This is a genomic window from Pseudomonas sp. Pc102, assembly GCF_018408275.1.
Taxonomy (GTDB): domain Bacteria; phylum Pseudomonadota; class Gammaproteobacteria; order Pseudomonadales; family Pseudomonadaceae; genus Metapseudomonas; species Metapseudomonas tohonis.
On the sequence record NZ_AP021905.1, the window covers coordinates 5,925,929 to 5,950,435 of the forward strand.

At 67.5% G+C, this 24,507-nt stretch carries 20 protein-coding genes; 7 read left to right on the forward strand and 13 right to left on the reverse strand.

The window, feature by feature from the left end; all coding sequences use genetic code 11:
- Positions 1-43 precede the first annotated feature (43 nt).
- Both PHLH3_RS27090 and PHLH3_RS27095 read left to right on the forward strand, forming a co-directional pair.
- On the forward strand, positions 44-973 hold the full coding sequence (locus PHLH3_RS27090; RefSeq protein ID WP_173171426.1) for a LysR family transcriptional regulator: 930 nt from the start codon (positions 44-46) through the stop codon (positions 971-973).
- An 83-nt stretch (positions 974-1,056) separates the two neighbouring features.
- A complete protein-coding gene (locus tag PHLH3_RS27095; protein WP_213626539.1) occupies positions 1,057-2,076 on the forward strand; it encodes a DUF1338 domain-containing protein in 1,020 nt (339 codons plus the stop codon).
- A 332-nt stretch (positions 2,077-2,408) separates the two neighbouring features.
- On the opposite strand, the gene azu is transcribed toward PHLH3_RS27095, so the two are convergent.
- Positions 2,409-2,858: an azurin gene (azu, locus tag PHLH3_RS27100; RefSeq protein ID WP_111263808.1), complete on the reverse strand. Its 450-nt coding sequence runs from the start codon at positions 2,856-2,858 to the stop codon at positions 2,409-2,411.
- Positions 2,859-3,227: 369 nt separating this feature from the next.
- On the opposite strand from azu, the gene PHLH3_RS27105 reads away from it, so the two are divergent.
- The 4 genes from PHLH3_RS27105 to PHLH3_RS27120 all read left to right on the forward strand — a co-directional run bounded on the left by PHLH3_RS27105 (position 3,228) and on the right by PHLH3_RS27120 (position 5,174).
- Complete coding sequence (locus PHLH3_RS27105; RefSeq protein ID WP_111263809.1) at positions 3,228-3,815, forward strand: TIGR00730 family Rossman fold protein; 588 nt, start codon at positions 3,228-3,230, stop codon at positions 3,813-3,815.
- Positions 3,816-3,896: 81 nt separating this feature from the next.
- Positions 3,897-4,343 carry a DUF3465 domain-containing protein gene (locus tag PHLH3_RS27110; protein WP_213626541.1) on the forward strand — a complete coding sequence of 149 codons (447 nt, stop codon included), beginning with the start codon at positions 3,897-3,899 and terminating at the stop codon, positions 4,341-4,343.
- A 10-nt stretch (positions 4,344-4,353) separates the two neighbouring features.
- Positions 4,354-4,728 carry a DUF393 domain-containing protein gene (locus tag PHLH3_RS27115; protein WP_213626543.1) on the forward strand — a complete coding sequence of 125 codons (375 nt, stop codon included), beginning with the start codon at positions 4,354-4,356 and terminating at the stop codon, positions 4,726-4,728.
- Positions 4,729-4,730: 2 nt separating this feature from the next.
- Complete coding sequence (locus tag PHLH3_RS27120; RefSeq protein ID WP_213626545.1) at positions 4,731-5,174, forward strand: GNAT family N-acetyltransferase; 444 nt, start codon at positions 4,731-4,733, stop codon at positions 5,172-5,174.
- Between the two features lie 15 nt (positions 5,175-5,189).
- Here the strand turns inward: PHLH3_RS27120 and PHLH3_RS27125 are convergent, their stop codons facing one another.
- From PHLH3_RS27125 to PHLH3_RS27150, 6 genes are all read right to left on the reverse strand, one after another.
- Complete coding sequence (locus PHLH3_RS27125) at positions 5,190-6,122, reverse strand: transglutaminase family protein (protein ID WP_213626547.1); 933 nt, start codon at positions 6,120-6,122, stop codon at positions 5,190-5,192.
- Entirely contained in the window at positions 6,122-8,620 is a 2,499-nt protein-coding gene (locus tag PHLH3_RS27130; RefSeq protein WP_213626549.1) for a circularly permuted type 2 ATP-grasp protein, read from the reverse strand. Before PHLH3_RS27130 ends, PHLH3_RS27125 begins: the two co-directional genes overlap by 1 nt.
- 90 nt (positions 8,621-8,710) lie before the next feature.
- Positions 8,711-11,998, reverse strand: a complete 3,288-nt coding sequence (locus PHLH3_RS27135; RefSeq protein WP_213626551.1) for a transglutaminase family protein — start codon at positions 11,996-11,998, stop codon at positions 8,711-8,713.
- Positions 11,999-12,318: 320 nt separating this feature from the next.
- Positions 12,319-13,440, reverse strand: a complete 1,122-nt coding sequence (locus tag PHLH3_RS27140; protein WP_213626553.1) for an SO2930 family diheme c-type cytochrome — start codon at positions 13,438-13,440, stop codon at positions 12,319-12,321.
- Positions 13,437-14,678 (reverse strand): parallel beta-helix domain-containing protein, encoded by a 1,242-nt coding sequence (locus PHLH3_RS27145; protein ID WP_213626555.1) that lies wholly within the window; start codon positions 14,676-14,678, stop codon positions 13,437-13,439. The genes PHLH3_RS27140 and PHLH3_RS27145 overlap by 4 nt, the downstream gene beginning before the upstream one ends.
- A 196-nt stretch (positions 14,679-14,874) precedes the next feature.
- Positions 14,875-17,154 carry a YgiQ family radical SAM protein gene (locus tag PHLH3_RS27150; RefSeq protein WP_173171401.1) on the reverse strand — a complete coding sequence of 760 codons (2,280 nt, stop codon included), beginning with the start codon at positions 17,152-17,154 and terminating at the stop codon, positions 14,875-14,877.
- Between the two features lie 228 nt (positions 17,155-17,382).
- On the opposite strand from PHLH3_RS27150, the gene PHLH3_RS27155 reads away from it, so the two are divergent.
- Complete coding sequence (locus tag PHLH3_RS27155) at positions 17,383-19,269, forward strand: diguanylate cyclase (RefSeq protein ID WP_213630702.1); 1,887 nt, start codon at positions 17,383-17,385, stop codon at positions 19,267-19,269.
- A gap of 3 nt (positions 19,270-19,272) precedes the next feature.
- Here PHLH3_RS27155 and alr read toward each other — a convergent pair whose 3' ends face one another.
- The 6 genes from alr to rpsF form a co-directional block, all read right to left on the reverse strand.
- The gene (alr, locus tag PHLH3_RS27160) at positions 19,273-20,349 is read right to left on the reverse strand and encodes an alanine racemase (protein WP_213626557.1); all 1,077 of its coding nucleotides are present in this window, start codon (positions 20,347-20,349) and stop codon (positions 19,273-19,275) included.
- Positions 20,350-20,655: 306 nt separating this feature from the next.
- Entirely contained in the window at positions 20,656-22,050 is a 1,395-nt protein-coding gene (dnaB, locus tag PHLH3_RS27165; RefSeq protein ID WP_111259902.1) for a replicative DNA helicase, read from the reverse strand.
- 127 nt (positions 22,051-22,177) lie between these two features.
- The gene (gene rplI, locus PHLH3_RS27170) at positions 22,178-22,624 is read right to left on the reverse strand and encodes a 50S ribosomal protein L9 (protein ID WP_111259901.1); all 447 of its coding nucleotides are present in this window, start codon (positions 22,622-22,624) and stop codon (positions 22,178-22,180) included.
- Between the two features lie 19 nt (positions 22,625-22,643).
- Entirely contained in the window at positions 22,644-23,519 is an 876-nt protein-coding gene (locus tag PHLH3_RS27175) for a hypothetical protein (protein WP_173171398.1), read from the reverse strand.
- A gap of 34 nt (positions 23,520-23,553) precedes the next feature.
- Complete coding sequence (gene rpsR, locus PHLH3_RS27180; RefSeq protein WP_003452992.1) at positions 23,554-23,784, reverse strand: 30S ribosomal protein S18; 231 nt, start codon at positions 23,782-23,784, stop codon at positions 23,554-23,556.
- 28 nt (positions 23,785-23,812) lie between these two features.
- The gene (gene rpsF / locus PHLH3_RS27185) at positions 23,813-24,232 is read right to left on the reverse strand and encodes a 30S ribosomal protein S6 (RefSeq protein WP_111259899.1); all 420 of its coding nucleotides are present in this window, start codon (positions 24,230-24,232) and stop codon (positions 23,813-23,815) included.
- Positions 24,233-24,507 lie beyond the last annotated feature (275 nt).

Consider the following 24,507-nt stretch of genomic DNA (forward strand, 5'->3'; position numbering starts at 1 on the left):
CCACATATCATTCCTTTTGCTCATGAACCCGCCCGGACCCGCCATGCTCAAACGCCACATGCCGTCCCTCACCGCCCTGCAGTGCTTCGAAGCCGTGGCACGCCACCTCAGCTTCACCCGCGCATCCGAGGAGCTGGCCCTGACCCAGAGCGCGGTGAGCAAGCAGGTGGCGCAGCTGGAGGAGATGCTCCAGCACCTGCTGTTCCGCCGTGTGCGCCGACGCCTGCAGCTGACCCCGGCGGGCTCGCTGTACCTCTCCGAGGTGCGCAAGATCCTCACCCAGGTGGAGATGTCCACCCACTACATGCTGTCCTACGGCGGCGAGACCGAGGTGCTTCGCGTGGCCACGCCGCCGACCTTCGGCGCGCGCTGGCTGATTCCTCGCCTCAAGGGCTGGCGCCTGCGCCATCCCAACGTGCACCTGGACGTGCGCAACGAACTGGAGCCGGATGCCCTGCTCCAGGGCCGCGCCGACGTGGCGCTGTTCTTCGGCCAGGGCGCGCTGCCGGGCGCCGAGTGCATCCGCCTGTTCAGCGAGGAAGTGGTGCCGGTCTGCGCCCCGTCGAGCATGCCCGCCGAGCCCTTCACCGACCCCACCCAGCTCACCACCCTGGTGCTGCTGCAGAACGCCACCCGCCCGGAGGCCTGGCACGAGTGGTTCCAGAGCCAGGACCGGCACACCGAGCACAGCTATCACGGGCCGCGCTTCGACACGTCCTACATGTGCATCCGCGCCGCCCAGGCCGGCTGCGGCGTGGCCCTGCTGCCGCGTTTCCTGGTGGAGGAGGAACTGGCCGAGGGCAAGCTGGTGATCCCCTGGAACCACGCCATGCCCAGCCGCAACGCCTACTACCTGGCCTACCCCGAGCACGCCGCCGAAGTGCCCAAGGTGCGCGACTTCGTGCGCTGGATGCTGGAACAGCTGGAGAACGGCGCCCAGGGGCCGGCGTCGCATCAGGAAAAAACGGAATGAACCCGCCGGTTTTTTTCGTTTGCCCCGCGCCCGCGCGGCTGCTTGGATAGCAGGCCCGTACAGCCACAGCCGAGCCCGTGCCGATGAACGCCCGCGAACGCCTCCTGCCCCTGGTCGCCCATGTGATCGGCGAACCCGCCGCCCGCTGGGTCGACGCCCACGTCGAAGTACCCGGCGCCCTGGACGGCTTCACCTTCACGGAGCTGCGCATCCACCGCGCCTGGCTGGCCGAGGCGCTCAACCTGTGCCTGTTCCACAAGCTGGTGGAGGCGGTACCGATTGGCCGCACCTACGTCGAGGAACAACGGGCCGACGGCCGCCAGGTGCTGTTCGACCACGGCGCCATCCGCACCGTCGACTGGCCCGACAACGGCGCCCTGCCCCGTGGCCGCCAGGCCTTCGTGCGCATCCTCGAGCCCCTGGGCTTCACCGACGTGCGCACCTACCCGCTGACCCGCCTGAACATGACGGGCTACGCCTACCGGCAGATGGACCTTCCCGAGGACATCGCCCAGTTCTTCGTCTCCGAACTGCACCCGGGGCGCTTCAGCGAAACCTTCCAGCTCGCGGTCAGCCGCGTGGTGGGCACCAGCCGCGACCCGCTGCTGCCCCGCCACCTGGCGACGCTCGATGAACTCTGGCGCACCCGCCACTGCAGCCGCGAGCAGGCCCTCGACCTGCTGCCTGCGCTGTTCGACGCCTTCGGCTGCCAGCACGGCGCGCCCCTGGAAAGCGACTACGAGCAGCTGCGCGAGGAAAGCGCCGAGATGGCCTGGATCGCCACCGAAGGCAACATGTTCAACCACCTCACCGACCGCGTCGCCGACCTGGAAAGCGTGGTCGCCGCTCAGAACGCCAAGGGCCGGCCGATGAAGGCCAGCATCGAAGTCTCCGCCTCCGGCCGGGTGATGCAGACCGCCTACCGCGCGGTGCAGGTCGAGCGCGATTTCATCGACGCGGCCGGTGCCACCGTGCGGCGCCAGGTGCCCGGCTCCTTCGTCGAATTCATCCAGCGCAAGGCCGACGAGGCCGACGGCCGCATCGACCTCGCCTTCGACAGCAGCAACGCCCAGGGCATCTTCAAGATGACGGCAGGGACCTAGCAGGGCCTCCTCGTTGATGGGTTTCGCGGAGCTCGCGGAACGCCGCCCGCCCCATCCTACGGGCTACCCGCCAAGCGGAGTCGCCCCGGACACAGCCTGTGGGAGCGAATTCATTCGCGATGGAGTTCCCCCACTCCATGAGCGTCATTGCGCGCACCCATCCAGGACCGATGTGCTCGCCGGCGCGGAGTACATGAGGCGAAGCTCCGCCCGGTGGATGAAAAAAGCGTCATCCCCCTACCCAGCCACCATCATCGTGCTGGCGTGGGCGGTTTCCATCGCCCATGAAAAAGGCCGCTTCACGGAGCGGCCTCTTGTCATTGCCTGTCGGGTCAGTCGACCAGGGCCAGGGTGCCCTTCATCATCGAGACGTGGCCGGGGAAGGAGCAGAAGAACTCGTAGCTCTCGCCAGCGGCCAGCTTGGATACGTCGATGGTGGTGGTCGCGGTCTCGCCGCCGCCGATCAGCTTGGTGTGGGCGATGATGCGGGCGTCGTCGGCCTTGAGGTAGTCCTTGTCGACACCGGCGGTCATGCCTTCGGTGGCGATGGCCTGGGCGTCGGCGGTCTTGCTCAGGACCCAGTTGTGGCCCATCACGTTCTTGGGCAGCTTGCCGACGTGCTTGAGGTTCACGGTGAAGGTCTTGCAGCTTTTGCTGACCTTGATTTCCTTCGTGTTGAAGGTCATCTGATCAGTGCCTTCCACGTCCACCGAACATTCAGCAGCCAGCAGAGGGGCACTGGCCAGGGCCAGCACGGATGCAACGACGAGCTTGCGAATCATTGGAGTCTCCTTGGCAGGTAGGGCCGGATCAGCCCAGAGGGGAGACTGCCTGAGTCGGCGTGGAGTTCCCATAACCTGCGTCAACAAACCGCAGGAATCCCGCGCCCTGCGCAGGGGCTATCACGGTCATCGAGACAATCAAACGGCGCCTCGCCAGCGCGGCGCGGAGAATGGCCGCATCCCAGACCGAGGAGCGCCACCATGAACGTCCTGCAAAGCCTGCTCGCCGCCTACGCCGCCGGAGCCAGCGGCAACTGCGACGACTGATCCGCCACACCCGCCCCCTACCGTTCGGAAGCTGCGTCCACGCGCCGCTTCCGGGACGCCACGCGAGCCGTTAATCTTGCCGACTTTTTTCGGGAGTCGACCATGACCTTGCGCTCCGTGTGCGTATTCTGCGGTGCCAGCCCCGGCGCCAATCCGATCTACCAACGTGCCGCCAGCGACCTGGGTCGCACCCTGGCCGAGCGTGGCCTGACGCTGGTCTACGGCGGTGGCGCGGTCGGCCTGATGGGCACCGTGGCCGATGCCGCCCTGGCGGCCGGTGGCGAGGTGATCGGCATCATCCCGCAGAGCCTCAAGGAGGCCGAGATCGGCCACAAGGGCCTGACCCGCCTGGAAGTGGTGGACGGCATGCACGCCCGCAAGGCCCGCATGGCCGAGCTGGCCGACGCCTTCATCGCCCTGCCCGGCGGCCTGGGCACCCTGGAGGAACTCTTCGAGGTATGGACCTGGGGCCAGCTCGGCTACCACAGCAAGCCCCTGGGCCTGCTGGAGGTGAACAGCTTCTACGGCAAGCTCACCGAATTCCTCGACCACCTGGTGGAAGAGCGCTTCGTACGCGACCAGCATCGCGGCATGCTGCAGGTCGGCGGCACCCCGGACATCCTGCTGGAACGCCTGGAAGCCTGGCGCCCCACCGTGGCGCCCAAGTGGGTCGATCGCAAACCCCACTGATCCCTCTGGACAGCCCGGACGGCCGTGCCCCAGCATGCCGCCTGGGCTGACCCGGCCCGCCGAACGGACGTGGCCCACGCCATGAAGAAGCTTTTCATCGCCCTGCTCCTGGGCCTTGCGCTCTATGGCGTGCAGCAACGCCATCCAGGCCTGCTCCAGGGCCTCACCGGCGCACCCGCAGCCAGCGTAACCAGCACCAGCGCGCCGTTGCGCCAGGCCTTCGAGGATCGCCGCAGCGACCTGCAGGTCGAGGGTCGTGCCGTGGTCACCCGCGTGTTGCGCGACGACCTCAAGGGCAGTCGCCACCAGCGCTTCCTGATGCGTACCGACGACGGCCTGAGCCTGCTGGTGGCGCACAACATCGACCTGGCGCCTCGCGTCGAGGGCCTGCGCGAAGGCGACACGATCGAGTTCGCCGGCGAATACGAATGGAACGACAAGGGCGGGGTGATCCACTGGACCCACCACGACCCACGCGGCCGCCACCCGGGCGGCTGGCTGAGGCACAACGGCAGGACCTACCAATAGGGAGCGTGCGATGAGCGAGGACGAAGGGCGCATCAAGGTCTACTACAACAGCGCCTGCCCCGTGTGCCGGGCGGGCATCGAAGGGCAGAAGGACAAGTCCACCGCCTGCGAGATCGAGTGGGCCGACGTGCACGCCGACAACCAGGCGGTGGAGGAAATCGGCGAGGCGCTGGAGTACGTCCGCGAGCGCCTGCACCTGGTGGACGAACAGGGCGTGAAGCGCATGGGCGTGGACGCCTTCATCGTGCTCTGGCGCCACTCGCCGAAGGAGCGCTGGAAGGCCCGCCTGCTCTCCCTGCCGCTGATCCACGGGCTGGCGCAACTGGGCTACAAGGCCTTCGCCCGCCTGCTCTATCTCTGGAACCGCTCGAAACGACACTGGTGAACATGGACATACTCGAACGCATCGACGACAACGACCGCCAGCGCCTGGTGGAGGTCTGGGAAGCCGCCGTGCGCGCTACCCACCACTTCCTCGGCGAGGACGACATCCAGTTCTTCAAGCCGCTGGTGCGCGACGCCTACCTGGACTCGGTGAAGCTGGCCTGCAGCCGCGATGCCGCGGGGCGCATCCAGGGCTTCATCGGCACCGCCGAGGGCAAGGTGGAAATGCTCTTCGTCGACCCGGCGCTGCATGGCCAGGGCATCGGCCGCGAACTGCTGCTGCACGCCATCGCCAACGAGGGCGCGACGGCGGTGGAGGTCAACGAGCAGAATCCGCAGGCCGTGGGCTTCTACCTGCACATGGGCTTCGAGGTGGAAAGCCGCTCGGAGCTGGACGGCTCGGGCAAGCCGTTCCCGATCCTGCACCTGCGCCTGAAGGGCCGCTGAGACACGGAGCCCGACCTATACGGCCAACTCCCACAGCGGCATCACCGTGACCCGCACGTCCGGGTCGTGGCTGCCGCCACCGAGGATCACCCCCCGCAGGGGCGACACGTCGGAGAAGTCGCGGCCCCAGCCCAGGGTGATGTGCTCGAGGTCCGGAAGGATGTTGTTGGTGGGGTCGAAATCCACCCAGCCGTTGCGCGGGCAGTACACCGAAACCCAGGCGTGGGAGGCGTCGGCGCCGATCAGGCGGGGCTGCCCGGGCGGCGGCTGGGTCAGCAGGTAGCCGCTGACGTAGCGTGCGGCCAGGCCCTTGGAGCGCAGGCAGGCGAGCATCAGGTGGGCGAAGTCCTGGCACACGCCGCGACGGCGCTCCAGCACCTCGGTCAGCGGGGTCGCCACCTGGGTGGCCTCGGCGTCGAAATCGAAGCCGGTGAAGATCTTTTCCATCAGCGCGGCAGCGCAGAGCAACAGCGGCCGGCCGAGGGGGAAGCAGTCCTCGGCGAAGTCGGCGAACTGGCGCTTGATGCGCACGTAGGGCGACTCGACCCGATAGCGGCAGGCCTCCAGCGCCTCGGCCCCCAGCGGACGCCCGGTGAAGGCCTGGCCGGCCAGCGCCAGCTCCCAGGGGGGCGAGCTGTCCAGCGCATGGGGGCCGCGGGGCAGCACTTCCACCAGCAGCCGCGCGTTGACCTGCAATTGGTCGTGGGGCCGCTCGAAGGCGAGGCGGCACAGCGGGTTGCCGAACACGTCGAGCCCTTCGCTGCGCGAGGACGGCGCCGGGTTGATCTCCAGGTCCTGCCCGCTGCACAGCTGCCAGGGGCACTCGCGCGGCCACAGGTGCACCAGCTGCTGGGCCAGCGACACCGGCGCGGCGTAACGGTAGTGGGTGTCGTGGAACACCTGGTAGCGCGCGCCCTGGGGGGCGACGGAGGCGGCTTGGGAGTGCATCAGGTGGATACCGTTTGCTGGCTGACGTCGTCGACATGGGCAAAATAGCGCAAAGCGAGGCGATCCGAGACCTGGCCGACCATCTGGCCGATCTCGCCGAGCAGGTGCGCCAACCCCTCCAGCACCTCGTCGAGGCTGTCGCTGCCGAACAGCGGGTTTTCCAGGGTGCCCAGGTCGAAGGCCAGCAGGCGGCCGATCAGGCCGCTCAGCATCAGCTCCTGGGGCGCGCCGAATTCCTCGTGCAGGCGGCCCAGCGAGCGCTCCAGGGCCTGCAGCTGGAACCGCAGCGCATGGGGGTTCTGCTCGTGCAGCAGAAGCAGGTCGAGCACCGGGATCAGCTGCGGCGAGGCCAGGTAGCGCGAGCGGTAGGTGATGGTGCTGTTGCCCAGCTCCAGCAGCCACTCCAGGGCGCCCGGGTCCCAGGCCGCACCACCGCGCAGGAAGCCGGCGATGCTCTCGGCGAAGAAGCTCACCCGTTCGATGCGCCGGCCGATCATCAGGAAGCGCCAGCCGTCGTCGCGGGTCATGTCGTCGAGGGCGAAGCCGGAGAGCGCCGCCAGTGACATCAGCAGGCGGCTGAGGAAGTCCAGGGCGTCGCCCAGGTCCATGCGCGCCGGGTCCAGCCCCTGGGCTTCCTGCTGGAGTTCCAGCACCGCGTGCCAGTTTTCCCGCGAGAGGCGGCCGCGCACCTGGGCCGCCGCCCAGTGCAGGCGACGCAGGTTGGCGCTGAGGCTGAAGGCCCAGTCATCGCTGAGCAGCGCCTGGAGCAGGCGTCGGTCCAGGGGCTCGTCGCCGGGCGGCAGCTGGCCCAGGGCCTCGGCCAGCTCCAGCGCGGCCTGCCGGGCCCGCTCGTCCCCGTCGGCATCGACGTAGCGCGACAGCACCACGCGCAGCAGCCGCGCGGCGTCATCGCAACGTTCGGCATAGCGGCCGAACCAGAACAGGTTCTCCACCACCCGCGAGGGCAGGTAGGGGTCCTGGCGGATCAGGTCGCGCACACCGAGGATGCGCGGGCGCAGGGGCTCCCCGGTCACCGGCCGGTCGGCGAGCACCCAGGTGTCCTTGCTGGCACCGCCGCGCTGCATGGACACCACTTCGGCGTCCGCCTCGGAGGCCACGCGCGTGAGGCCGCCGGGCATCACCCAGTAGCCGCCGTCGGCGGTGGCCACGGCGAACACGCGCATGCCGATGGCCCGCGAGTGCAGGGCGCCGCGCTCGCCTTCGGCCTGCCACACCGGCGCCTGGGACAACTGCGCCTGGCGCTGGGCGACATAGGCGTGGGGCCGTGCCTGCAGGCGCTTGCGCAGTGCATCCAGCGCGTGCGGCGCCAGGTTGTGGCCGAACACCGGCTCGAAGCTCTGCGACGGGAAGGCCGGCTTGATCACCAGGCCCTCCAGGGCGCCGAGGGTTTCCTGCAGCACGCCGGGGGTGCCGCACCAGCGGGTGCCGACGGTGGGCAGCAAGAGTTCCTCGCCGAACAGGCGGCGGTTGACGGCGGGCAGGAAGCCCAGCAGGCCGGGGGACTCCAGTACGCCGCTGCCCAGGGCGTTGGCCACCAGCACGCGGCCACGGCGCACGGCGTCGAGCAGGCCGGGCACGCCGAGGGCCGAGTCGGTGCGCAGCTCGAGGGGGTCGCAGAAATCGTCATCCAGGCGGCGCAACACGGCGTGCACGCGCTTCAGGCCGCCCAGGGTCTTGAGGTAGAGGGTGGCGTCGCGCACGGTCAGGTCGTGGCCCTCCACCAGGGGGAAGCCCAGCTGGCGCGCGAGGTAGAGGTGCTCGAAGTAGGTCTCGTTGAAACGCCCCGGCGTGAGCAGCACCACCAGGGGCGTCTCGCCGTCGCCGGGGGCCTGGCGGATCAGCGTCTCCTGCAACGCGCGGAAGTAGCCGGCCAGGTACTGCACGCGCAGGTCGCGGTACAGCTCCGGGAAGGCGCGCGAGACGATCTGCCGGTTCTCCAGCGCATAGCCGGCACCGGAGGGCGCCTGGGTGCGATCGGCGAGCACGTGCCACTGGCCGTCGGCATCGCGCGCCAGGTCGACCGCGTAGCTGTGCAGGTAGGTGCCGCCGATGGCCTGCACGCCCTGGCAGGGCCAGAGGAAGCTGGTGTGGCCGAATACCAGCTCGCTGGGCAGCAGGCCTTCGGCGATGAGTTTCTGCTCGCCGTAGACGTCGGCCAGCACGGCGTTGAGCAGGCGCGCGCGCTGGGCCACGCCCTGGGCGATGGGCTGCCATTGCTCGGCGGAAATCAGGTTGGGCAGCAGGTCCAGCTCCCAGGGGCGGTCGGTGCCCTTGGGGTCGGCGTAGACGTTGTAGGTGACGCCGTTTTCCTGGATCTGCCGCGCCAGCAGTTCCTGGCGCTGGCGCAACTGGGCGGCGCTGCTGCGCTGCAGCTGGAGGTACAGGCGCAGCCAGTGCGGACGCACCTCGCCGGTGGCGTCGAGCAGCTCGTGGTAGGCCGTGTCGGTCAGGGGGTAGTGGGCAAGCAGGTCGGACATCTGGTACTCGCGAATGGATGCGCCCGTTCTCAATTGTAATCCTGGGTGCCGCCGCAGCCGGCCGGACGCCAGGCTGCGGCGGCGCACAGCTTAATGGCGACGCAGGTCCAGGGTCATTGGCAGTTCGTCGCTCCTTTGCGGCTGTGCGACCTGCAGCTTGCCGGGGCTGTGGCCGAGGCGGAAGAAGCGCGCCAGGCGCCGGCTCTCGGCCTCATAGGCGTTGACCGGGAAGCTGTCGTAGCTGCGCCCGCCGGGGTGCGCGACGTGGTACTGGCAACCGCCGAGGGAGCGCTGCATCCAGGTGTCCACCAGGTCGAACACCAGGGGCGCGTGGACGCCGATGGTGGGTTGCAGGCAGGAGGCGGGCTGCCAGGCGCGGTAGCGCACGGCGCCGACGAATTCGCCGACCCGGCCGGTGCTCTGCAGGGGCACCGGCTCGCCGTTGCAGGTGAGCACGTAACGGTCCGGGGCCAGGCCGCCGAGCTTGAGCTGCACCCGCTCCAGGGACGAATCGACGTAGCGCACGGTGCCGCCGGCGGCGCCCTCCTCGCCCAGCACGTGCCAGGGTTCCAGGGCCTGGCGCAGTTCCAGTTCGATGCCCTTGACCATGAAGTCGCCGTACTTGGGGAAGCGGAACTCGAAGTGCGGCGCGAACCACTCGCCGCGCACCGGGTAGCCCGCCTCGTTGAGCTCGTGCAGCACGTCGTCGAAGTCCTGCTGGACGAAGTGCGGCAGGAGGAAGCGGTCGTGCAGCTCGGTGCCCCAGCGCGCCAGCTTCGGCGGCGCGTAGGGCTGTTCCCAGAAGCGCGCCACCAGGCCGCGCAGCAGCAGTTGCTGGGCCAGGCTCATGCGCGCGTGGGGCGGCATCTCGAAGGCGCGCAGCTCGAGGAGGCCGAGGCGGCCGCTGCTGCTGTCGGGCGAGTAGAGCTTGTCGATGCAGAATTCGGCGCGGTGGGTGTTGCCGCTGACATCCACCAGCAGGTTGCGCAGCAGGCGATCCACCAGCCAGGGCGGGCAGTCGGCGCCGGGCTCGGGCATCTGCGCGAAGGCCACCTCCAGTTCGTACAGGGCGTCGTTGCGCGCCTCGTCCACCCTGGGGGCCTGGGAGGTGGGGCCGATGAAGAGGCCGGAGAACAGGTACGACAGCGAGGGGTGGTTGTGCCAGTAGCTGATCAGGCTGCGCAGCAGGTCGGGGCGGCGCAGGAAGGGCGAGTCCGCCGGGGTGGCGCCACCGAGGACGAAGTGGTTGCCGCCGCCGGTGCCGACATGGCGGCCGTCGACCATGAACTTCTCGCTGGCCAGGCGCGTCTGCCGCGCGGCCTCGTAGAGGAATTCGGTGCGCTCGACCAACTCCTCCCAACTGCTGGAGGGGTGGATGTTCACCTCGATGACGCCCGGGTCCGGGGTGACGCGGAATACGTTCAGGCGCGGGTCGCCGGGCGGCTCGTAGCCCTCCAGCAGCACCGGGCACTCCAGCTCGCGCGCGGTGGCCTCGATGGCGGCGACCAGTTCCAGCCAGGGGTCGAGTTCCGCCAGTGGCGGCATGAACAGGTACAGGCGCCCGTCGCGGGGCTCGGCGCACAGGGCGGTGCGGACCACGCCGGCAGCCGACTGGTAGAGGCCGGGCGCGGCCTCGGCCTGGCCCTTGGCTTGCGCACCCTGGCGCAGCTGGGTGCGGATCTGCGCGGCACGACGCAGCGGCGGGAAGGCCTGGCCGGGGTCGGCGGCGTGGATGTAGGGGTAGTCGGCCTCGCTGACCCAGGGTTGCGAATCCAGCGGCAGGCGGTAGCCCATCGCCGAATCGCCCGGCAGCAGGCGGCAGTGCTCGTCGCGCAGGAACCAGGAGCCGGTCTGCCAGCCGTCGCCAGCGGCGTTGCGCCCCAGCGGCAGCACCTGCCCGACGATCTCGCCCAGGCCCTGCTCGAAGACCTTGCGCAGGCGCTCGCGCTCCAGCGGGTCGGCGAGGCGGGCGTCCTCGGGGGTGACGTTGACCGGCAGCCGGCGCTCGCGCCAGAGGTAGTAGTACCAGTCCTCGTAGGCCGGGAAGATGCCGTCGGCGGCCAGGCCCAGGCGGCCGGCCAGCTGCGCGAGGAAGCGCCCGGCCAGCTCGGCGCTGGCGTCGTAGCCACGGGTCTCGTCGGCGAACAGGGCCGGGTCGTTCCAGATCGGCTCGCCATCGCGGCGCCAGAAGCAGTTCAGCGACCAGCGCGGCAGTTGCTCGCCCGGGTACCACTTGCCCTGGCCGAAGTGCACCAGGCCGTTGGGGGCGTAATGCCCGCGCAGGCGATGGAACAGCTCGGCGGCCAGGCGGCGCTTGTTCGGCCCTAGGGCGGCGGTGTTCCACTCCGGGTCGTCGGGGTAGTCGATGGCGACGAAGGTGGGTTCGCCCCCCATGGTCAGGCGTACGTCGCGGGCCAGCAGGTCGCGGTCGATGCGCCGGCCAAGCTCGAGGATCGCCGCCCATTGCTCGTCGCTGTAGGGCCGTGTGACCCGGGGCGCTTCCCAGATGCGCTCGATGCGCATGTCGTGGGAGAACTCGCATTCGCACTCGTCCACCGCACCGCTGATGGGCGCCGCGGACGACGGCTCGGGGCTGCAGGCGAGCGGTACGTGGCCTTCGCCGGCGAACAGGCCGGAGGTGGGGTCGAGGCCGATCCAGCCGGCGCCAGGCAGGTACACCTCGCACCAGGCGTGGAGGTCGGTGAAGTCCACCTCGGTGCCGCTGGGGCCGTCGAGGGCCTTCTGGTCGGCGGTGAGCTGGATCAGGTAGCCGGAGACGAAACGCGCCGCCAGGCCGATATGGCGCAGCAGCTGCACCAGCAGCCAGGCGGAGTCGCGGCAGGAGCCGGAGCCCAGTTCCAGGCTCTGCTCGGGCGTTTGCACGCCGGGCTCCATGCGGATCAGGTAGCGGATGTCGCGGGAGACGCGCTGGTTGAGCGCCACCAGGAAGTCGACGCTGGCGCGCGGGGTGAGGTCGATGGCGGCGAGGTACCTGGCGAACAGCGGCGTGGCCGGCTGGCGGCTGAGGTAGGGCGCCAGCTCGCGCTGCTCGTCGGCGGTGTAGGCGAAGGGTGCCTGCTCGGCATAGGGCTCGAGGAAGAAGTCGAAGGGGTTGAACACCGCCATCTCGACGACCAGGTCCACCTCGACCTTGAGCTCACGGGTCTTTTCCGGGAACACCAGGCGCGCCAGGTAGTTGCCCTGGGGGTCCTGCTGCCAGTTGATGAAGTGCTTGCCCGGCTCGACCTTCAGCGAATAGCCGAGGACGCGCGTGCGGCTGTGGGGCGCCGGGCGCAGGCGGACGATCTGCGGACCGAGGGCGACCTCGCGGTCGTAGCGGTAATGGGTGACGTGGTGCAGTGCGACGTGGATCGACACGGCGTGCCTCCTGCGAGCCTGAGCGATGGCCTTGCTGCGCAAGTCTCATGCCAGCGCGCAAGGTGCTGTTTTGTCGATGGGTGCGCCCCGCGCCGGCACTGGAAAGGGGCTCGGGACGCACTGCTTCGAACGGCGTGCACGAAAATGGTTCGCGTCGCGTGCCGGCGGCTTTCGGGTTAGCGCCTGAGCATAGTCGGGGAAGATGACGGGCGTGGGGGCGGTTAGGGGAGCGTAGGTTGGGTTGAGGTACGAAGCCCAACGACGCGGTTTGGGGTCCGCACCGTTGGGCCTCGCTGCGCTCGGCACCAAGCTACAGGTCGCTAGCTGCGGCAGGCGCCAGGCAGGCCGGCGATCCAGCGTTCGAGCAGGTCGAGGCCCTCGCGGTGGACGGAGGAACGGCCGAGCTCGGGCATCATCACGCTGGGGTCGGTGCTTTCGACGCGGTAGGTGAGGACCGATTCCTCCGGCTTGCCCGGGTGGATGTCCACCAGGCGGTCGCCGGAGCCCTTGCCGGCGGCCACGGGCTGCTTGCACAGGCCGAAGTTGATGCCCATCGGCGCGGCGGCGTCGAGGAACAGGCCGGAGGTGCGCGCCGGGCCCTTGGGGTTGTGGCAATGCCCGCAGTTGGCGTCGAGGTAGCTGCGGGCCTGCAACTCCAGGCTCTCGCCGTCGCGCGGCTGGCCGAACAGGGCGTTGCGCGGGACGCTGGCCACCGCTGCCGGCAGGCCGCTGAGGAAGCCGCGCCTCTGCCAGTGGACGAGCTGGTTGTCGGGCCCGTCGGCATAGACCAGGTCCTTGTTCAGGTGCCGCGCCTTGGGGCCGAGCGGGCGCACGCCCTCGCCGTGGCGCTCCTCGTGGCAGCCGGCGCACTGGTTGGCGTCGGGCACCTGGTAGTCGACGGCGAGGCGTTCGCCCTTCGCATCCAGCAGCTCCAGGTCGAAGCTGGCCCCGGCCCATTCCAGGGTGGCCTCCTTCTGTGCCTCGTCCCAGACGTAGGGCAGCGCCATCCAGCCGTCCTTCTGCCGCAGCAGGATGCGCGTCTCCACCAGGCGTACGCGATCCAGCGCCAGGCCGGCAGCCGGGTCGCGGTCGTCATCGGTGTTCTTCAGCAGGCGGCCCTGCGCGTCGCGGGGGTAGTAGAAGGTCTTGGTCAGCACGGTGCCGACGGGGTAGTCGAAGTGGTCCTCGCCGTACTTGGCGGCCTGGCCTTCGGGCATCCACAGGGTGCGCATCTTGTGGGCGTAGTCGGTGAACAGCGGTGTGTTGAGGTCGTAGGGCAATACCTGGGCTACCGGCTGCAGGTGGCCGTCGGCCAGGCGCAGCATGCCCCACTCGCTGAGTTTCTCGGGGTAGGCGTCGCCTTCGGGCATGAAGCGCGGCTCCGGCTGCCGGCCGCAGGCGGCGAGCAGCAGGAGGGCGATCAACAGCAGGCCTCGCTTCATGCGCCGGGAGCCTCCCTGGCCGAGCCCAGGACGATTTCCGGCAGCGCCGGCAGCTTGCAGCGATGGGCGGACATGTCGGTGGTGATGTTCTTGTAGCCGTTGGGGCCGTCGACGTTGATCAGCACCGCCTCGCCGTTGTCGACGCAGATGCCCAGCTCCGCCGGGAGCTTGCCGTCCACCAGCTTGGCCGGGTTGACGTAGCCGTCCCAGAGGATGTCGGGCAGGCGCCCGCCGAGGCCGAACTTAGCGACCTTGAGGGCCTTGAGCTCGAGGTTGTCGGGGCTGTCGCCACCCGGGCCGAAGCGGTTGCCGTGGATGGCGATGCGCTCGGGGTAGGGGTCGAAGTTCTCCGAGGTGGAGAGGTTGGTGTAGCCGGTGCTGAAATAGCTGCTGACGATGACGTTGGCGGTGCGGTGGCCGCTGATGTCGTTGTCGAAGATCTCCACGTCGTCGTTGGAGTTGATCACCACGCCGGAGCCCGCCGGCACGCTGGCCACGGGGGTGCCCTTGTGGCCGAAGTTGTCGTGGTCGTTGTCCTTGACCTGGTTGCGGTAGACGCGGGTGCCGTGTCCCGGTTGCTGCAGGTTGGGCATGTTGAACACTAGGATGCCGCCGGTGTTGCCGGTGGCGAGGTTGTCGTAGACGTCGGCGCCGATGGTGTTCTCGATCTCGATGCCTGCCACGTTGCGCTCGGCGCGGCTGTTGCGCACCACGACGTTGCGCGACTGGCCGACGTAGATGCCGGCGTCGGAGGCGCCGATGGCCACGGCGCCTTCGATCAGGGTGTTTTCGGTCTGCACCGGGTAGATGCCGTAGGCGCCGTTCTCGGTGGCCGGGCCGTTGGTCCATTCGGTGCGCACGTTGCGGATGACGATGTTCTTGCCGCCCACCACCTTGAGCGCGTCGCCCTTGGTGTCTTCCAGGGCCAGGTCCTCGATGGTGAAGTCGGAGGCGTCCACCAGCAGCCCTTCGGCACCGGCCTTCTGGCCCTTGAAGTTGAGGATGGTCTTGTCCATCCCGGCGCCCTTGATGGTGACGCCACTGGCCTTGAGGCTGAGGCTGCGGTCGAGCTGGTAGGTACCGGCGGGAATCTCGATGACGGTGCCCGGCTTGGCCTTGATCAGCTTGGCCTGCAGCTCCTTCTGGAAATCCACGTGGGTGGTGGGCGTCTTGTCCTGCTCGCCGCAGCCGGCCAGCAGCACCGAGAGCGCGAGAAGGGAAAGGGAGGCGATACGCATGGCGGGCTCCGTCGTTGTTTTTATGAGATTGGAACTATAGTGCCAAAAACATTTTGTAACCAGTCCCCTCAAGAAACCATCCGGGGCAAGAAAGCGGGCGACTGAAGTCGCCCCCTGCATCCCGTGGACCGTGGACCGTGGCTGGAAACGAAAACGCCAGCACGGGGCTGGCGTCTTCATTTCACGGCACGGCGGATCAGCGCGGTACCGGGGGGCGCTTGCCGGGCTTCTTGGCGCCCTTGCCGGCGCCGCTCTTCTCCGCCTGGCGCCGGGCCTGGGCCGCAGCCTTGGCTTCCTCGCGCTTGTCCCAGGGCTTGCTGCCGTCGCTGGCACGGGGCGGCAGGCCGGTGTGCTGGGTGAGCATGGCCTTGCCGACCTTCTTGCTGCCGGCCGGGGTGGAGTTCTTGCGGCGGGCGCTCTGGTAGCCGTCGGTTTCCGGCTGGTGGGTGGGGATCAGCTGGTGCTTGCCGTTGCCGATCAGGTCGGCGCGGCCCATGCGCTCCAGCGCGGCACGCAGCATCGGCCAGCCCTTGGGATCGTGGTAGCGCAGGAAGGCCTTGTGCAGGCGGCGCTGCTCCTCGCTCTTGACGATCTTCACCCCTTCGCTCTTGTAGGTGACCTTGCGCAGAGGGTTCTTGCCCGAGTGGTACATGGCGGTGGCGCTGGCCATGGGCGAGGGGTAGAAGGCCTGCACCTGGTCGGCGCGGAAGCCGTTGCGCTTGAGCCACAGGGCGAGGTTCATCATGTCCTCGTCTGTGGTGCCGGGGTGGGCGGCGATGAAGTACGGGATCAGGTACTGCTCCTTGCCCGCCTCCTTCGAGTACTTCTCGAACATCTGCTTGAAGCGGTCGTAGCTGCCGATGCCGGGCTTCATCATCTTGTCCAGCGGGCCGCGCTCGGTGTGCTCCGGGGCGATCTTCAGGTAGCCGCCGACGTGGTGGGTGACCAGCTCCTTGACGTACTCGGGCGATTCGACGGCGAGGTCGTAGCGCAGGCCCGAGGCGATGAGGATCTTCTTCACCCCTGGCAGGGCGCGTGCCTTTCGGTACAGCTCGATGAGCGAGCTGTGGTCGGTGTTGAGGTTCTCGCAGATGCCGGGGAACACGCAGGACGGCTTGCGGCAGTGACGCTCGATCTCCGGGTCCTTGCAGGCGATGCGGTACATGTTGGCGGTCGGGCCCCCGAGGTCGGACACGACGCCGGTGAAGCCGGGCACCTTGTCACGCATCTCCTCGATCTCGCGCAGGATCGAGTCGTGGGAGCGGTTCTGGATGATGCGGCCCTCGTGCTCGGTGATGGAGCAGAAGGTGCAGCCGCCGAAGCAGCCACGCATGATGTTCACCGAGAAGCGGATCATCTCGTAGGCGGGGATCTTTTCCTTGCCGTAGGCCGGGTGCGGCACCCGCGCGTAGGGCATGCCGAAGACGTAGTCCATCTCCTCGGTGGTCATGGGGATGGGCGGCGGGTTGAACCACACGTCGGTCTCGCCGTGGCGCTGCACCAGGGCGCGGGCGTTGCCCGGGTTGGTCTCCAGGTGCAGCACGCGGTTGGCGTGGGCATAGAGCACCGGGTCGTTGCGCACCTTCTCGAAGGACGGCAGGCGGATCACGGTCTTCTCGCGGGTCAGGCGCGGGTTGGGCAGCAGTTGCACCACCTTGGCCTCGTTCGGGTCCTCGACCGGGCCCTTCTCCTGCTCGATGGCGCAGGCGGCGGTGTCCTGGGTGTTGACGTAGGGGTTGATGATCTTGTCGACCTTGCCCGGGCGGTCGATGCGGGTGGAGTCGATCTCGAACCAATCTTCCGGGGTGTCGCGGCGGATGAAGGCGGTGCCGCGGATGTCGGTGATCGAGTCGATCGTCTCGCCCTGGGCCATGCGCTGGGCGATCTCCACCACGGCGCGCTCCGCGTTGCCGTAGAGGAGGATGTCGGCGCAGGCATCGATCAGGATCGAGTGGCGGACCTTGTCCTGCCAGTAGTCGTAGTGCGCGATGCGGCGCAGCGAGGCTTCGATGCCACCCAGCACGATGGGCACGTGGGTGTAGGCCTCCTTGCAGCGCTGGCTGTACACCAGGCTGGCGCGATCCGGCCGACGCCCGGCGACGCCACCCGGGGTGTAGGCGTCATCGGAGCGGATCTTCTTGTCGGCGGTGTAGCGGTTGATCATCGAATCCATGTTGCCGGCGGCGACGCCGAAGAACAGGTTGGGCTCGCCGAGCTTCATGAAGTCGTCCTTCGAGCGCCAGTCCGGCTGGGCGATGATGCCGACGCGGAAGCCCTGGGCCTCCAGCAGGCGGCCGATGATCGCCATGCCGAACGAAGGATGATCGACGTAGGCATCACCGGTGACGATGATGATGTCGCAGGAGTCCCAGCCAAGTTGGTCCATCTCCGCCCGACTCATTGGCAGGAAAGGTGCAGGACCGAAACATTCGGCCCAGTACTTCGGATAGTCGAACAGCGGCTTGGCGGCTTGCATGGCAGGGACCGTCGGATCTCAGGTGAAAAAGCGGGCGCGAAATATAGCACAAAAAATGAACAAGTCCGACTTTGGCAGTAGGTTTTCCGATGCCTTTTCCAGCCGGCGACATATAGCTGTCATCACTTTGATACCTAATGGCTATACTCCTGCCGATAACAATACCGCCCGCCCCCCAGTGGTTACGGGCACAAGGAGCGTGCGGTGCTTCGCCTAATCCATCTGACAATGATTCTGCTGGGCATCCTCGGCCTCTGCGGCCAGACCAGCGCAGCTCCCTTCCAGTTGCAGGCCGACAGCAGCGGCACCCCCTTGAACACCCATATAGAGCTGCTGGAAGACGCCAGCGGGACACTCGGCATCGCCGACATGGCCGATCCGGCCGTGCAGTCGCGTTTCGTTCCGGCGGATGGACGCGCCTCCGTGGGGCAGAGCCGCAGCGCCTGGTGGGTAAAGGTGCAACTCAGCCGCAGCGCCGATGCGCCCGCACAGTGGTGGCTGGAGAACTCGGGCATCACCGTCTACCGCGTGCGCCTCTACCTGCCCGATGGCCAGGGCGGCTGGAGCGAACGCGAGACCAGCGAGTCGGTGCCCTTCGCCGAAGGCCGTGACTTCGACTACCGGCGCATGGTGTTCCGCCTGCCGGAACTCGGCACGGAACCGCTGACCTTCTACTTCCGCAGCTACGACCCGGCGGGCAACTCCTTTCCGCTCAAGGTCTGGCAGCTGGATGACCTGCAGGACCTGCGCGCCACCGAGGACATGGGCTTCGGCCTGATCTACGGGGTGATCCTGGCGCTGTTCCTCTACAACCTGTTCATCCTCGTGGCCCTGCGTGACAAGGCCTACCTCTGGTACGTACTGGCCACCGGTTGCGCCCTGGTGTTCATCCTCAGCATGACCGGCCACGGCTTCCAGTACTTCTGGGGCGGCTCGCCGGTGCCCTTCTGGCTCGACCGCATCAGCCTGCCCTCGCTCTGGGGCATCTTCGTCATGCGCTTCACCCAGGAGCTTCTGTACACCCGACGCGGGCTGGTCTGGGCCGAGCGCGCCTTCAATGTAAGTTGCGTGCTCTATGCGATCGCCATCCTGATCAACGCCTTCGGCTACCGCGCCGAGGGCGCCCTGCTGATCGCCATCACGCCCATCGTCACCGTGCCCACCGCGCTGATCAGCGCCGGGGTGCGCTGGTACCAGGGCTTCATCCCGGCGCGCTTCTACCTGGTCGGTTACGGCACCGTGCTGGTCAGCACGGCGGTGCTGGTGATGCGCGCGGCGGGGATCATCCAGCCCACCAACTTCACCGCCTACATGTTCCCCATCGCCGTGGCGGCGGAGTCGATCCTGTTCTCCTTCGCCCTCGCCTACCGCATCCAGATGCTCAAGCAGGAAAAAGCCGCCGCGCTGGAGCAGGTGGACCGCGAGAAGACCGCGCGCCTGGCGCAGATGCAGGCCAGTGCCGACGAACTGCAGGCCGCCGTGGCCAACCGCACCGCCGAACTGGCGGCCGCCAACCAGCGCCTGTGCGAACGCGAGCAGGAGCTGGAGCACGCGGCCTTCCATGATGCCCTCACCGACCTGCCCAACCGCCGCTACCTGATCGAGCGCGCCGAAACCGCCCTGGCCAACGCCGGCCGGCGCAGCGAGACGGTGGCGCTGATGCTGATCGACCTGGACCACTTCAAGCCGATCAACGACAAGTACGGGCACGATGCCGGCGACGCGATGCTGCGCAGCATCGGCCAGCGCCTGCGCGAGCACGTGCGGGGGGGCGACAGCGTGGCGCGCCTGGGCGGGGACGAGTTCGCGGTGCTGATCTGCGGGCCGGACGCCGAGCCCCACGCCCGGGAGATCGCAGAGCGCCTGCTGGCCGAGCTGGCGGAGCCGGTGCACTACGGCGCCCAGAAGCTGACGGTGACCATCAGCATAGGTGTCGCGCTCTACCCGCAACATGCACGGCAGTTCGCCGGCCTCTACAAGACCGCCGACCAGGCGATGTACAAGGTCAAGGAGAAGGGCCGCTCGGGCTTCGCGATCTTCGGCGCGGACGGCGAGCTGTCCAGCGAGGCACGCCTGGAGCTGGACGTGCTGAAGGTACCCAGCGGCCTGGTCTGAGCCTCAGCTCAGGTAACGACGCGGCACCCGTGCGGTGACCTTGGTGAGCAGCTCGTAGCCGATGGTGCCGCAGGCGGCGGCCAGCTCGTCCACCGGCAGCTGCGCCCCCCACAGCTCCACCGCGTCGCCTTCGACGGCCTCGGGCAGGTCGGTCAGATCCACCGCCAGCATGTCCATCGACACCCTCCCCGCCAGCGGCGCACGCTGGCCACGGATCACCACCGGCGTGCCGCTGGGCGCGTTGCGCGGGTAGCCGTCGGCGTAGCCGCAGCTGACGATGCCGATACGCGAGGGGCGCTCGGCGACCCAGGAGGCGCCGTAGCCTACGCTCTCACCTTCCGCGACATCCCGTACGGCGATCAGCTCGGCGGTCAGGCTCATGGCCGGCTTGAGCCCCAGTTCGCGCGCGGCGAGGTCGGCGAATGGGGTGGCGCCGTAGAGCATGATGCCGGGACGTACCCAGTCCATGTGGGCGGCGGGAATGGTGAGGATGGCGGCGGAATTGGCCAGGCTGCGCTGGTCGAAATTCAGGTCCAGCAGGCCGAGGAAGCATTCCACCTGCTGCTCGGTGAGCGCGTGGCCACGCTCGTCGGCACAGGCGAAGTGGCTGATCAGGTTGAGTTCGGCCACCTTGCCCGCGCCATGCAGCAGCCCGTGCCACTGGCGTAGGGCCTCGGCATCGAAGCCCAGGCGGTGCATGCCGGAATCCAGCTTCAGCCAGACATTCAGCGGGCGGCTGGTCTCGGCCACGAGCAGGGCCTCGGCCTGGCGCTCGCCCTGCACCACCACATCCAGCCCGAGCTGGGCGGCGATCAGGTACTCACGGGGCTCGAAGCAGCCCTCCAGCAGCAGGATGCGTGCGCGGTCATCCATGGCCCGGACCTCGGCGGCCTCCTCCAGGCATGCCACCGCATAGCCATCGGCGACATCGTGGAGCACGCTGACCACCTCCCGCACGCCGTGCCCATAGGCATTGGCCTTGACCACCGCGAACACCTGGCGCCCCGGGGCACAGCGCTTGGCGACGGCATGGTTGTGGCGGATGGCGGAAAGGTCGACGGCGGCGATCAGCGGACGCATGGAAGGGGCTCATGAACGAAAACGGGCGCCCATGATAACGGCAAGGCGCCCCTCTTCATTGACGTAGAGCGGCAAGCTGCACGTTTCAAGCGACAAGAAGCTGCTCGCTTGCGGCTTGCAGGACAAGCATCGAAGCCCGGGCCCAGCCTCCGCTCACAAGATGGGCCACGCTTCAACATCGAGATTGTGCCGAACATCGACCGCGTGGGTTTCGCTACGCTCTACCCACCCTACACCCTAGACCCTTGTGGCTTGCGGCTTGCGGCTTGCGGCTTGCGGCTTGCGGCTTATAGCTTGCCGCTGCCCTTACTCATCCTCGAAGTTGTAGCTGCCCGGCGCCAGGTTCTCGAAGCGCGAGTACTTGCCGAGGAAGGCCAGGCGCGCGGTACCCAGGGGGCCGTTACGCTGCTTGCCGATGATGATCTCGGCGACGCCCTTGTACTCGGTCTCGGGGTGGTAGACCTCGTCGCGGTACACGAAGAGGATGATGTCGGCGTCCTGCTCGATCGCCCCGGATTCGCGAAGGTCGGAGTTGATCGGGCGTTTGTTGGGGCGTTGTTCCAGGCCGCGGTTGAGCTGGGACAGGGCGATCACCGGGCAGTTGAATTCCTTGGCCAGGGCCTTGAGCGAGCGGGAGATCTCGGAGATCTCGTTCACCCGGCTGTCGCCGCTGGAGCCCGGGATCTGCATCAGCTGCAGGTAGTCGACCATGATCAGGCCGATCTCGCCGTGCTCGCGGGCCAGGCGGCGGGTGCGTGCACGCATCTCCGACGGCGAGATGCCGGCGGTGTCGTCGATGAACAGCTTGCGGTCGTTGAGCAGGTTGACCGCGGAAGTCAGGCGCGGCCAGTCGTCATCGTCCAGGCGGCCGGCGCGGACCTTGGTCTGGTCGATGCGCCCGAGGGACGCGAGCATACGGATGACGATGGATTCCGAGGGCATTTCCAGCGAGTAGACGAGGATCGACTTGTCGCTGCGCATCAGCGCGTTCTCCACCAGGTTCATGGCGAAGGTGGTCTTACCCATGGACGGGCGGCCGGCGACGATGATCATGTCGGCCGGCTGCAGGCCGCTGGTGAGGTTGTCCAGCTCGTCGAAGCCGGTGGACAGGCCGGTGATGGCGTCGCCGTTGTTGAACAGCTCGTCGATGCGATCGATGGCCTTGACCAGGATGTCGTTGATCCCCACCGGGCCGCCGGTCTTCGGGCGCGCCTCGGCGATCTGGAAGATCAGGCGCTCGGCCTCATCGAGGATCTCCTCGCCGGTGCGGCCCTGGGGCGCGTAGGCGCTGTCGGCGATCTCGGTGCTGATGCCGATCAATTGGCGCAGGGTCGCGCGCTCGCGAATGATCTGCGCATAGGCCTTGATGTTGGCCACCGAGGGGGTGTTCTTCGCCAGCTCGCCCAGGTAGGCCAGGCCGCCCACCTGGGACAGCTGCCCTTCCTTGTCCAGTTGCTCGGACAGGGTCACCACGTCGAAGGGCGCGTTGCGCTCGGCGAGCTTGAAGATGGCGCGGAAGATCAGGCGATGGTCATGACGGTAGAAGTCGCCATCGGAGACCTGGTCGAGTACCCGCTCCCAGGCGTTGTTGTCGAGCATCAGGCCCCCCAGTACCGCCTGCTCGGCCTCGATGGAGTGCGGCGGCACCTTGAGGGCGGAGGTTTCCAGGTCGAATTGTTCGGGAAGGCTGATTTCGTTCATGGGCTCGGGAATGCATGCGGTAGAAAGACAACGGGCACGTCACCGCTCTCGCAATGACGTGCCCGATTGTTAGCGTGCCCGCACCTGAGTGCAAGCATGCTCCGTCCGGTTGCCCGGACGCGCCGACTTAGGCAGCGATGACGATCAGCTTGACGGTCGCTTCAACGTCGGTGTGCAGGTGCACAGCTACGTCGTACTCGCCAACCTGACGGATGGTGCCGTTCGGCAGACGAACTTCGGACTTGGCAACCTCGACGCCGGAGGCGGTCAGGGCGTCAGCGATGTCGTGGGTACCGATGGAACCGAACAGCTTGCCTTCGTCACCGGCGGTGGCAGTGATGGTCACTTCCAGCTCAGCCAGTTGGGCAGCGCGAGTTTCAGCCGAAGCTTTCTTCTCGGCAGCCAGTTTTTCCAGCTCAGCGCGGCGAGCTTCGAACGCAGCGACGTTCTCGGCGGTAGCAGCGGTGGCCTTGCCTTGCGGCAGCAGGTAGTTACGACCGTAACCAGCCTTGACGTTCACCTTGTCGCCCAGGTTGCCCAGGTTGGCGATTTTTTCCAGCAGAATGATTTCCATTTGGGAATCCTCTTAACTATTAACCTTCACCGTTCGCGGGGCCGGCGCCGTTCTTGCGAGCCAGGCGTCCGCGAAAATCAAACAGGCTGTCGATCACAGCCAAAAGACAGATCAAGTTCCCGATCAGCAGCACGGCCAGGTACAGCACTATCAGCCAACCACCCGAGAGGCGCTTGAGGGCGATCAGCCCGTGCCCGAGGGCAGCACCTGCGAACAGCAGCGGCACGCTGCACAGCGGCCCGAGCAACGCGGCACGTGCATCCAGCGCCGGGATCAGGATGCATCCCAGCAGCAGGGCCACGGCAACCGCGGGCCTCAGGCGCAGACTCCGGAATTCGCGACCGAAGCCGCCCGGGTTGTACAACGCCGCTTGCCAATAGCGCGCCAGCACCAGGCAGAGAAGGCAGGTGGCCTGCAGCGAGGACGCCATGACCCCAGTAAGGGTCGGCACCATCGCGGCCTGCAACCTGTCGAGCTCCTCGCCCGACAGCTGGGCATCGCCGCGGACCTGGGCCAGCACCTTGGTGACCTCGGTCGCCAGCACCCCGATCATCTCGGAGTAGGCGTTGCCGAGCACCAGTGCGAACACCAGGCCCAATGCCACGCTGCCGATCAGCACATGGCTCCAGGACTCGCTGACGCGCAGAATCTGCGCCAGCACCAGGGTCCCGAGCAGGGCCAGAAGGATGCTCGGATCGCCCAGGTACCACCAGCACGCAGCCGGCAGTACCGCCCAGGCCAGGATGCCGACGGCATCACTGAACCCCCTTCGCAACAGCACCAGGCTGCCTGCGGAGGCACTCAGCCAGAACAACAGCGGAACCACTGCAGCGCCGGCCACGGCCAGCGTTGCCTGCATGCGGCCTCGCATGGTGAATTCAGCCAGTGCGCGCATGCGATCTATCCCTTGAAGCGTCGACTACCCGGTCTCAACGGCCGTGGCTGTCGGTGTAGGGCAGCAGGGCCAGGTAGCGGGCGCGCTTGATAGCGGTAGCCAGCTGACGCTGATACTTGGCTTTGGTACCGGTGATACGGCTAGGAACGATCTTGCCGGTTTCGGAGATGTACGCCTTCAGGGTGTTGAGATCCTTGAAGTCGATCTCTTTCACGCCTTCAGCGGTGAAACGGCAGAACTTACGACGACGGAAGAAACGTGCCATGAACTTGGCTCCTCAATAGATCCGTGGATTACTCGTCAGCGTTGTCGCTGTCGTTGTCGCTGTCATCGCCATCAACGGCGGAGTCAGTTTCAACGCGCTCACGGCGCTCGCGGCGCTCGTTGCGGTTTTCCTCGGCCTTGAGCATCTCGGACTGGCCGGTAACGGCTTCGTCGCGACGGATGACCAGGTTGCGCAGGACGGCATCGTTGTAGCGGAAGTTGTCTTCCAGCTCGGCCAGGGCCTTGCCGCTGCACTCGACGTTCAGCATCACGTAGTGAGCCTTGTGAACGTTGTTGATTGCATAGGCCAGTTGACGACGGCCCCAATCTTCCAGGCGATGAATCTTGCCACCGTCTTCTTCGATCAGCTTGGTGTAGCGCTCGACCATGCCACCAACCTGCTCGCTCTGGTCCGGGTGAACCAGGAAGATGATTTCGTAATGACGCATAAATGCTCCTTACGGGTTGTAGCCTGCCAACAATGTGGTCAGGCAAGGAGTGAATGTTTCGTTTTGGCTTGCCGGCGAGGAAGGCGCGCGAGCGCCTGCCGGGGCGGCAAGGGGCGACATTCTAGAGAAGCGCCCGGGGCCGCGCAAGAAGAACTGGTGAATATTTGAACAGTAGCTGCAAGCTGCAAGCTGCAAGCTGCAAGCTGCAAGCTGCAAGCTGCAAGCTGCAAGCTGCAAGCTGCAAGCTGCAAGCTGCAAGCTGCAAGCTGCAAGCT

Bases quoted from the DNA above. Each gene is read 5' to 3' on its own strand.
- PHLH3_RS27155 (WP_213630702.1), top strand. From the start codon at position 17,383: ATGATTCTGCTGGGCATCCTCGGCCTCTGCGGCCAGACCAGCGCAGCT.
- rpsF (WP_111259899.1), bottom strand. From the start codon at position 24,232: ATGCGTCATTACGAAATCATCTTCCTGGTTCACCCGGACCAGAGCGAG.
- azu (WP_111263808.1), bottom strand. From the start codon at position 2,858: ATGATTCGCAAGCTCGTCGTTGCATCCGTGCTGGCCCTGGCCAGTGCC.
- PHLH3_RS27095 (WP_213626539.1), top strand. From the start codon at position 1,057: ATGAACGCCCGCGAACGCCTCCTGCCCCTGGTCGCCCATGTGATCGGC.
- PHLH3_RS27175 (WP_173171398.1), bottom strand. From the start codon at position 23,519: ATGCGCGCACTGGCTGAATTCACCATGCGAGGCCGCATGCAGGCAACG.
- PHLH3_RS27125 (WP_213626547.1), bottom strand. From the start codon at position 6,122: ATGCACTCCCAAGCCGCCTCCGTCGCCCCCCAGGGCGCGCGCTACCAG.
- PHLH3_RS27115 (WP_213626543.1), top strand. From the start codon at position 4,354: ATGAGCGAGGACGAAGGGCGCATCAAGGTCTACTACAACAGCGCCTGC.
- PHLH3_RS27120 (WP_213626545.1), top strand. From the start codon at position 4,731: ATGGACATACTCGAACGCATCGACGACAACGACCGCCAGCGCCTGGTG.
- rplI (WP_111259901.1), bottom strand. From the start codon at position 22,624: ATGGAAATCATTCTGCTGGAAAAAATCGCCAACCTGGGCAACCTGGGC.
- rpsR (WP_003452992.1), bottom strand. From the start codon at position 23,784: ATGGCACGTTTCTTCCGTCGTCGTAAGTTCTGCCGTTTCACCGCTGAA.
- PHLH3_RS27090 (WP_173171426.1), top strand. From the start codon at position 44: ATGCTCAAACGCCACATGCCGTCCCTCACCGCCCTGCAGTGCTTCGAA.
- PHLH3_RS27140 (WP_213626553.1), bottom strand. From the start codon at position 13,440: ATGAAGCGAGGCCTGCTGTTGATCGCCCTCCTGCTGCTCGCCGCCTGC.
- PHLH3_RS27110 (WP_213626541.1), top strand. From the start codon at position 3,897: ATGAAGAAGCTTTTCATCGCCCTGCTCCTGGGCCTTGCGCTCTATGGC.
- PHLH3_RS27145 (WP_213626555.1), bottom strand. From the start codon at position 14,678: ATGCGTATCGCCTCCCTTTCCCTTCTCGCGCTCTCGGTGCTGCTGGCC.
- dnaB (WP_111259902.1), bottom strand. From the start codon at position 22,050: ATGAACGAAATCAGCCTTCCCGAACAATTCGACCTGGAAACCTCCGCC.
- alr (WP_213626557.1), bottom strand. From the start codon at position 20,349: ATGCGTCCGCTGATCGCCGCCGTCGACCTTTCCGCCATCCGCCACAAC.
- PHLH3_RS27105 (WP_111263809.1), top strand. From the start codon at position 3,228: ATGACCTTGCGCTCCGTGTGCGTATTCTGCGGTGCCAGCCCCGGCGCC.
- PHLH3_RS27150 (WP_173171401.1), bottom strand. From the start codon at position 17,154: ATGCAAGCCGCCAAGCCGCTGTTCGACTATCCGAAGTACTGGGCCGAA.
- PHLH3_RS27130 (WP_213626549.1), bottom strand. From the start codon at position 8,620: ATGTCCGACCTGCTTGCCCACTACCCCCTGACCGACACGGCCTACCAC.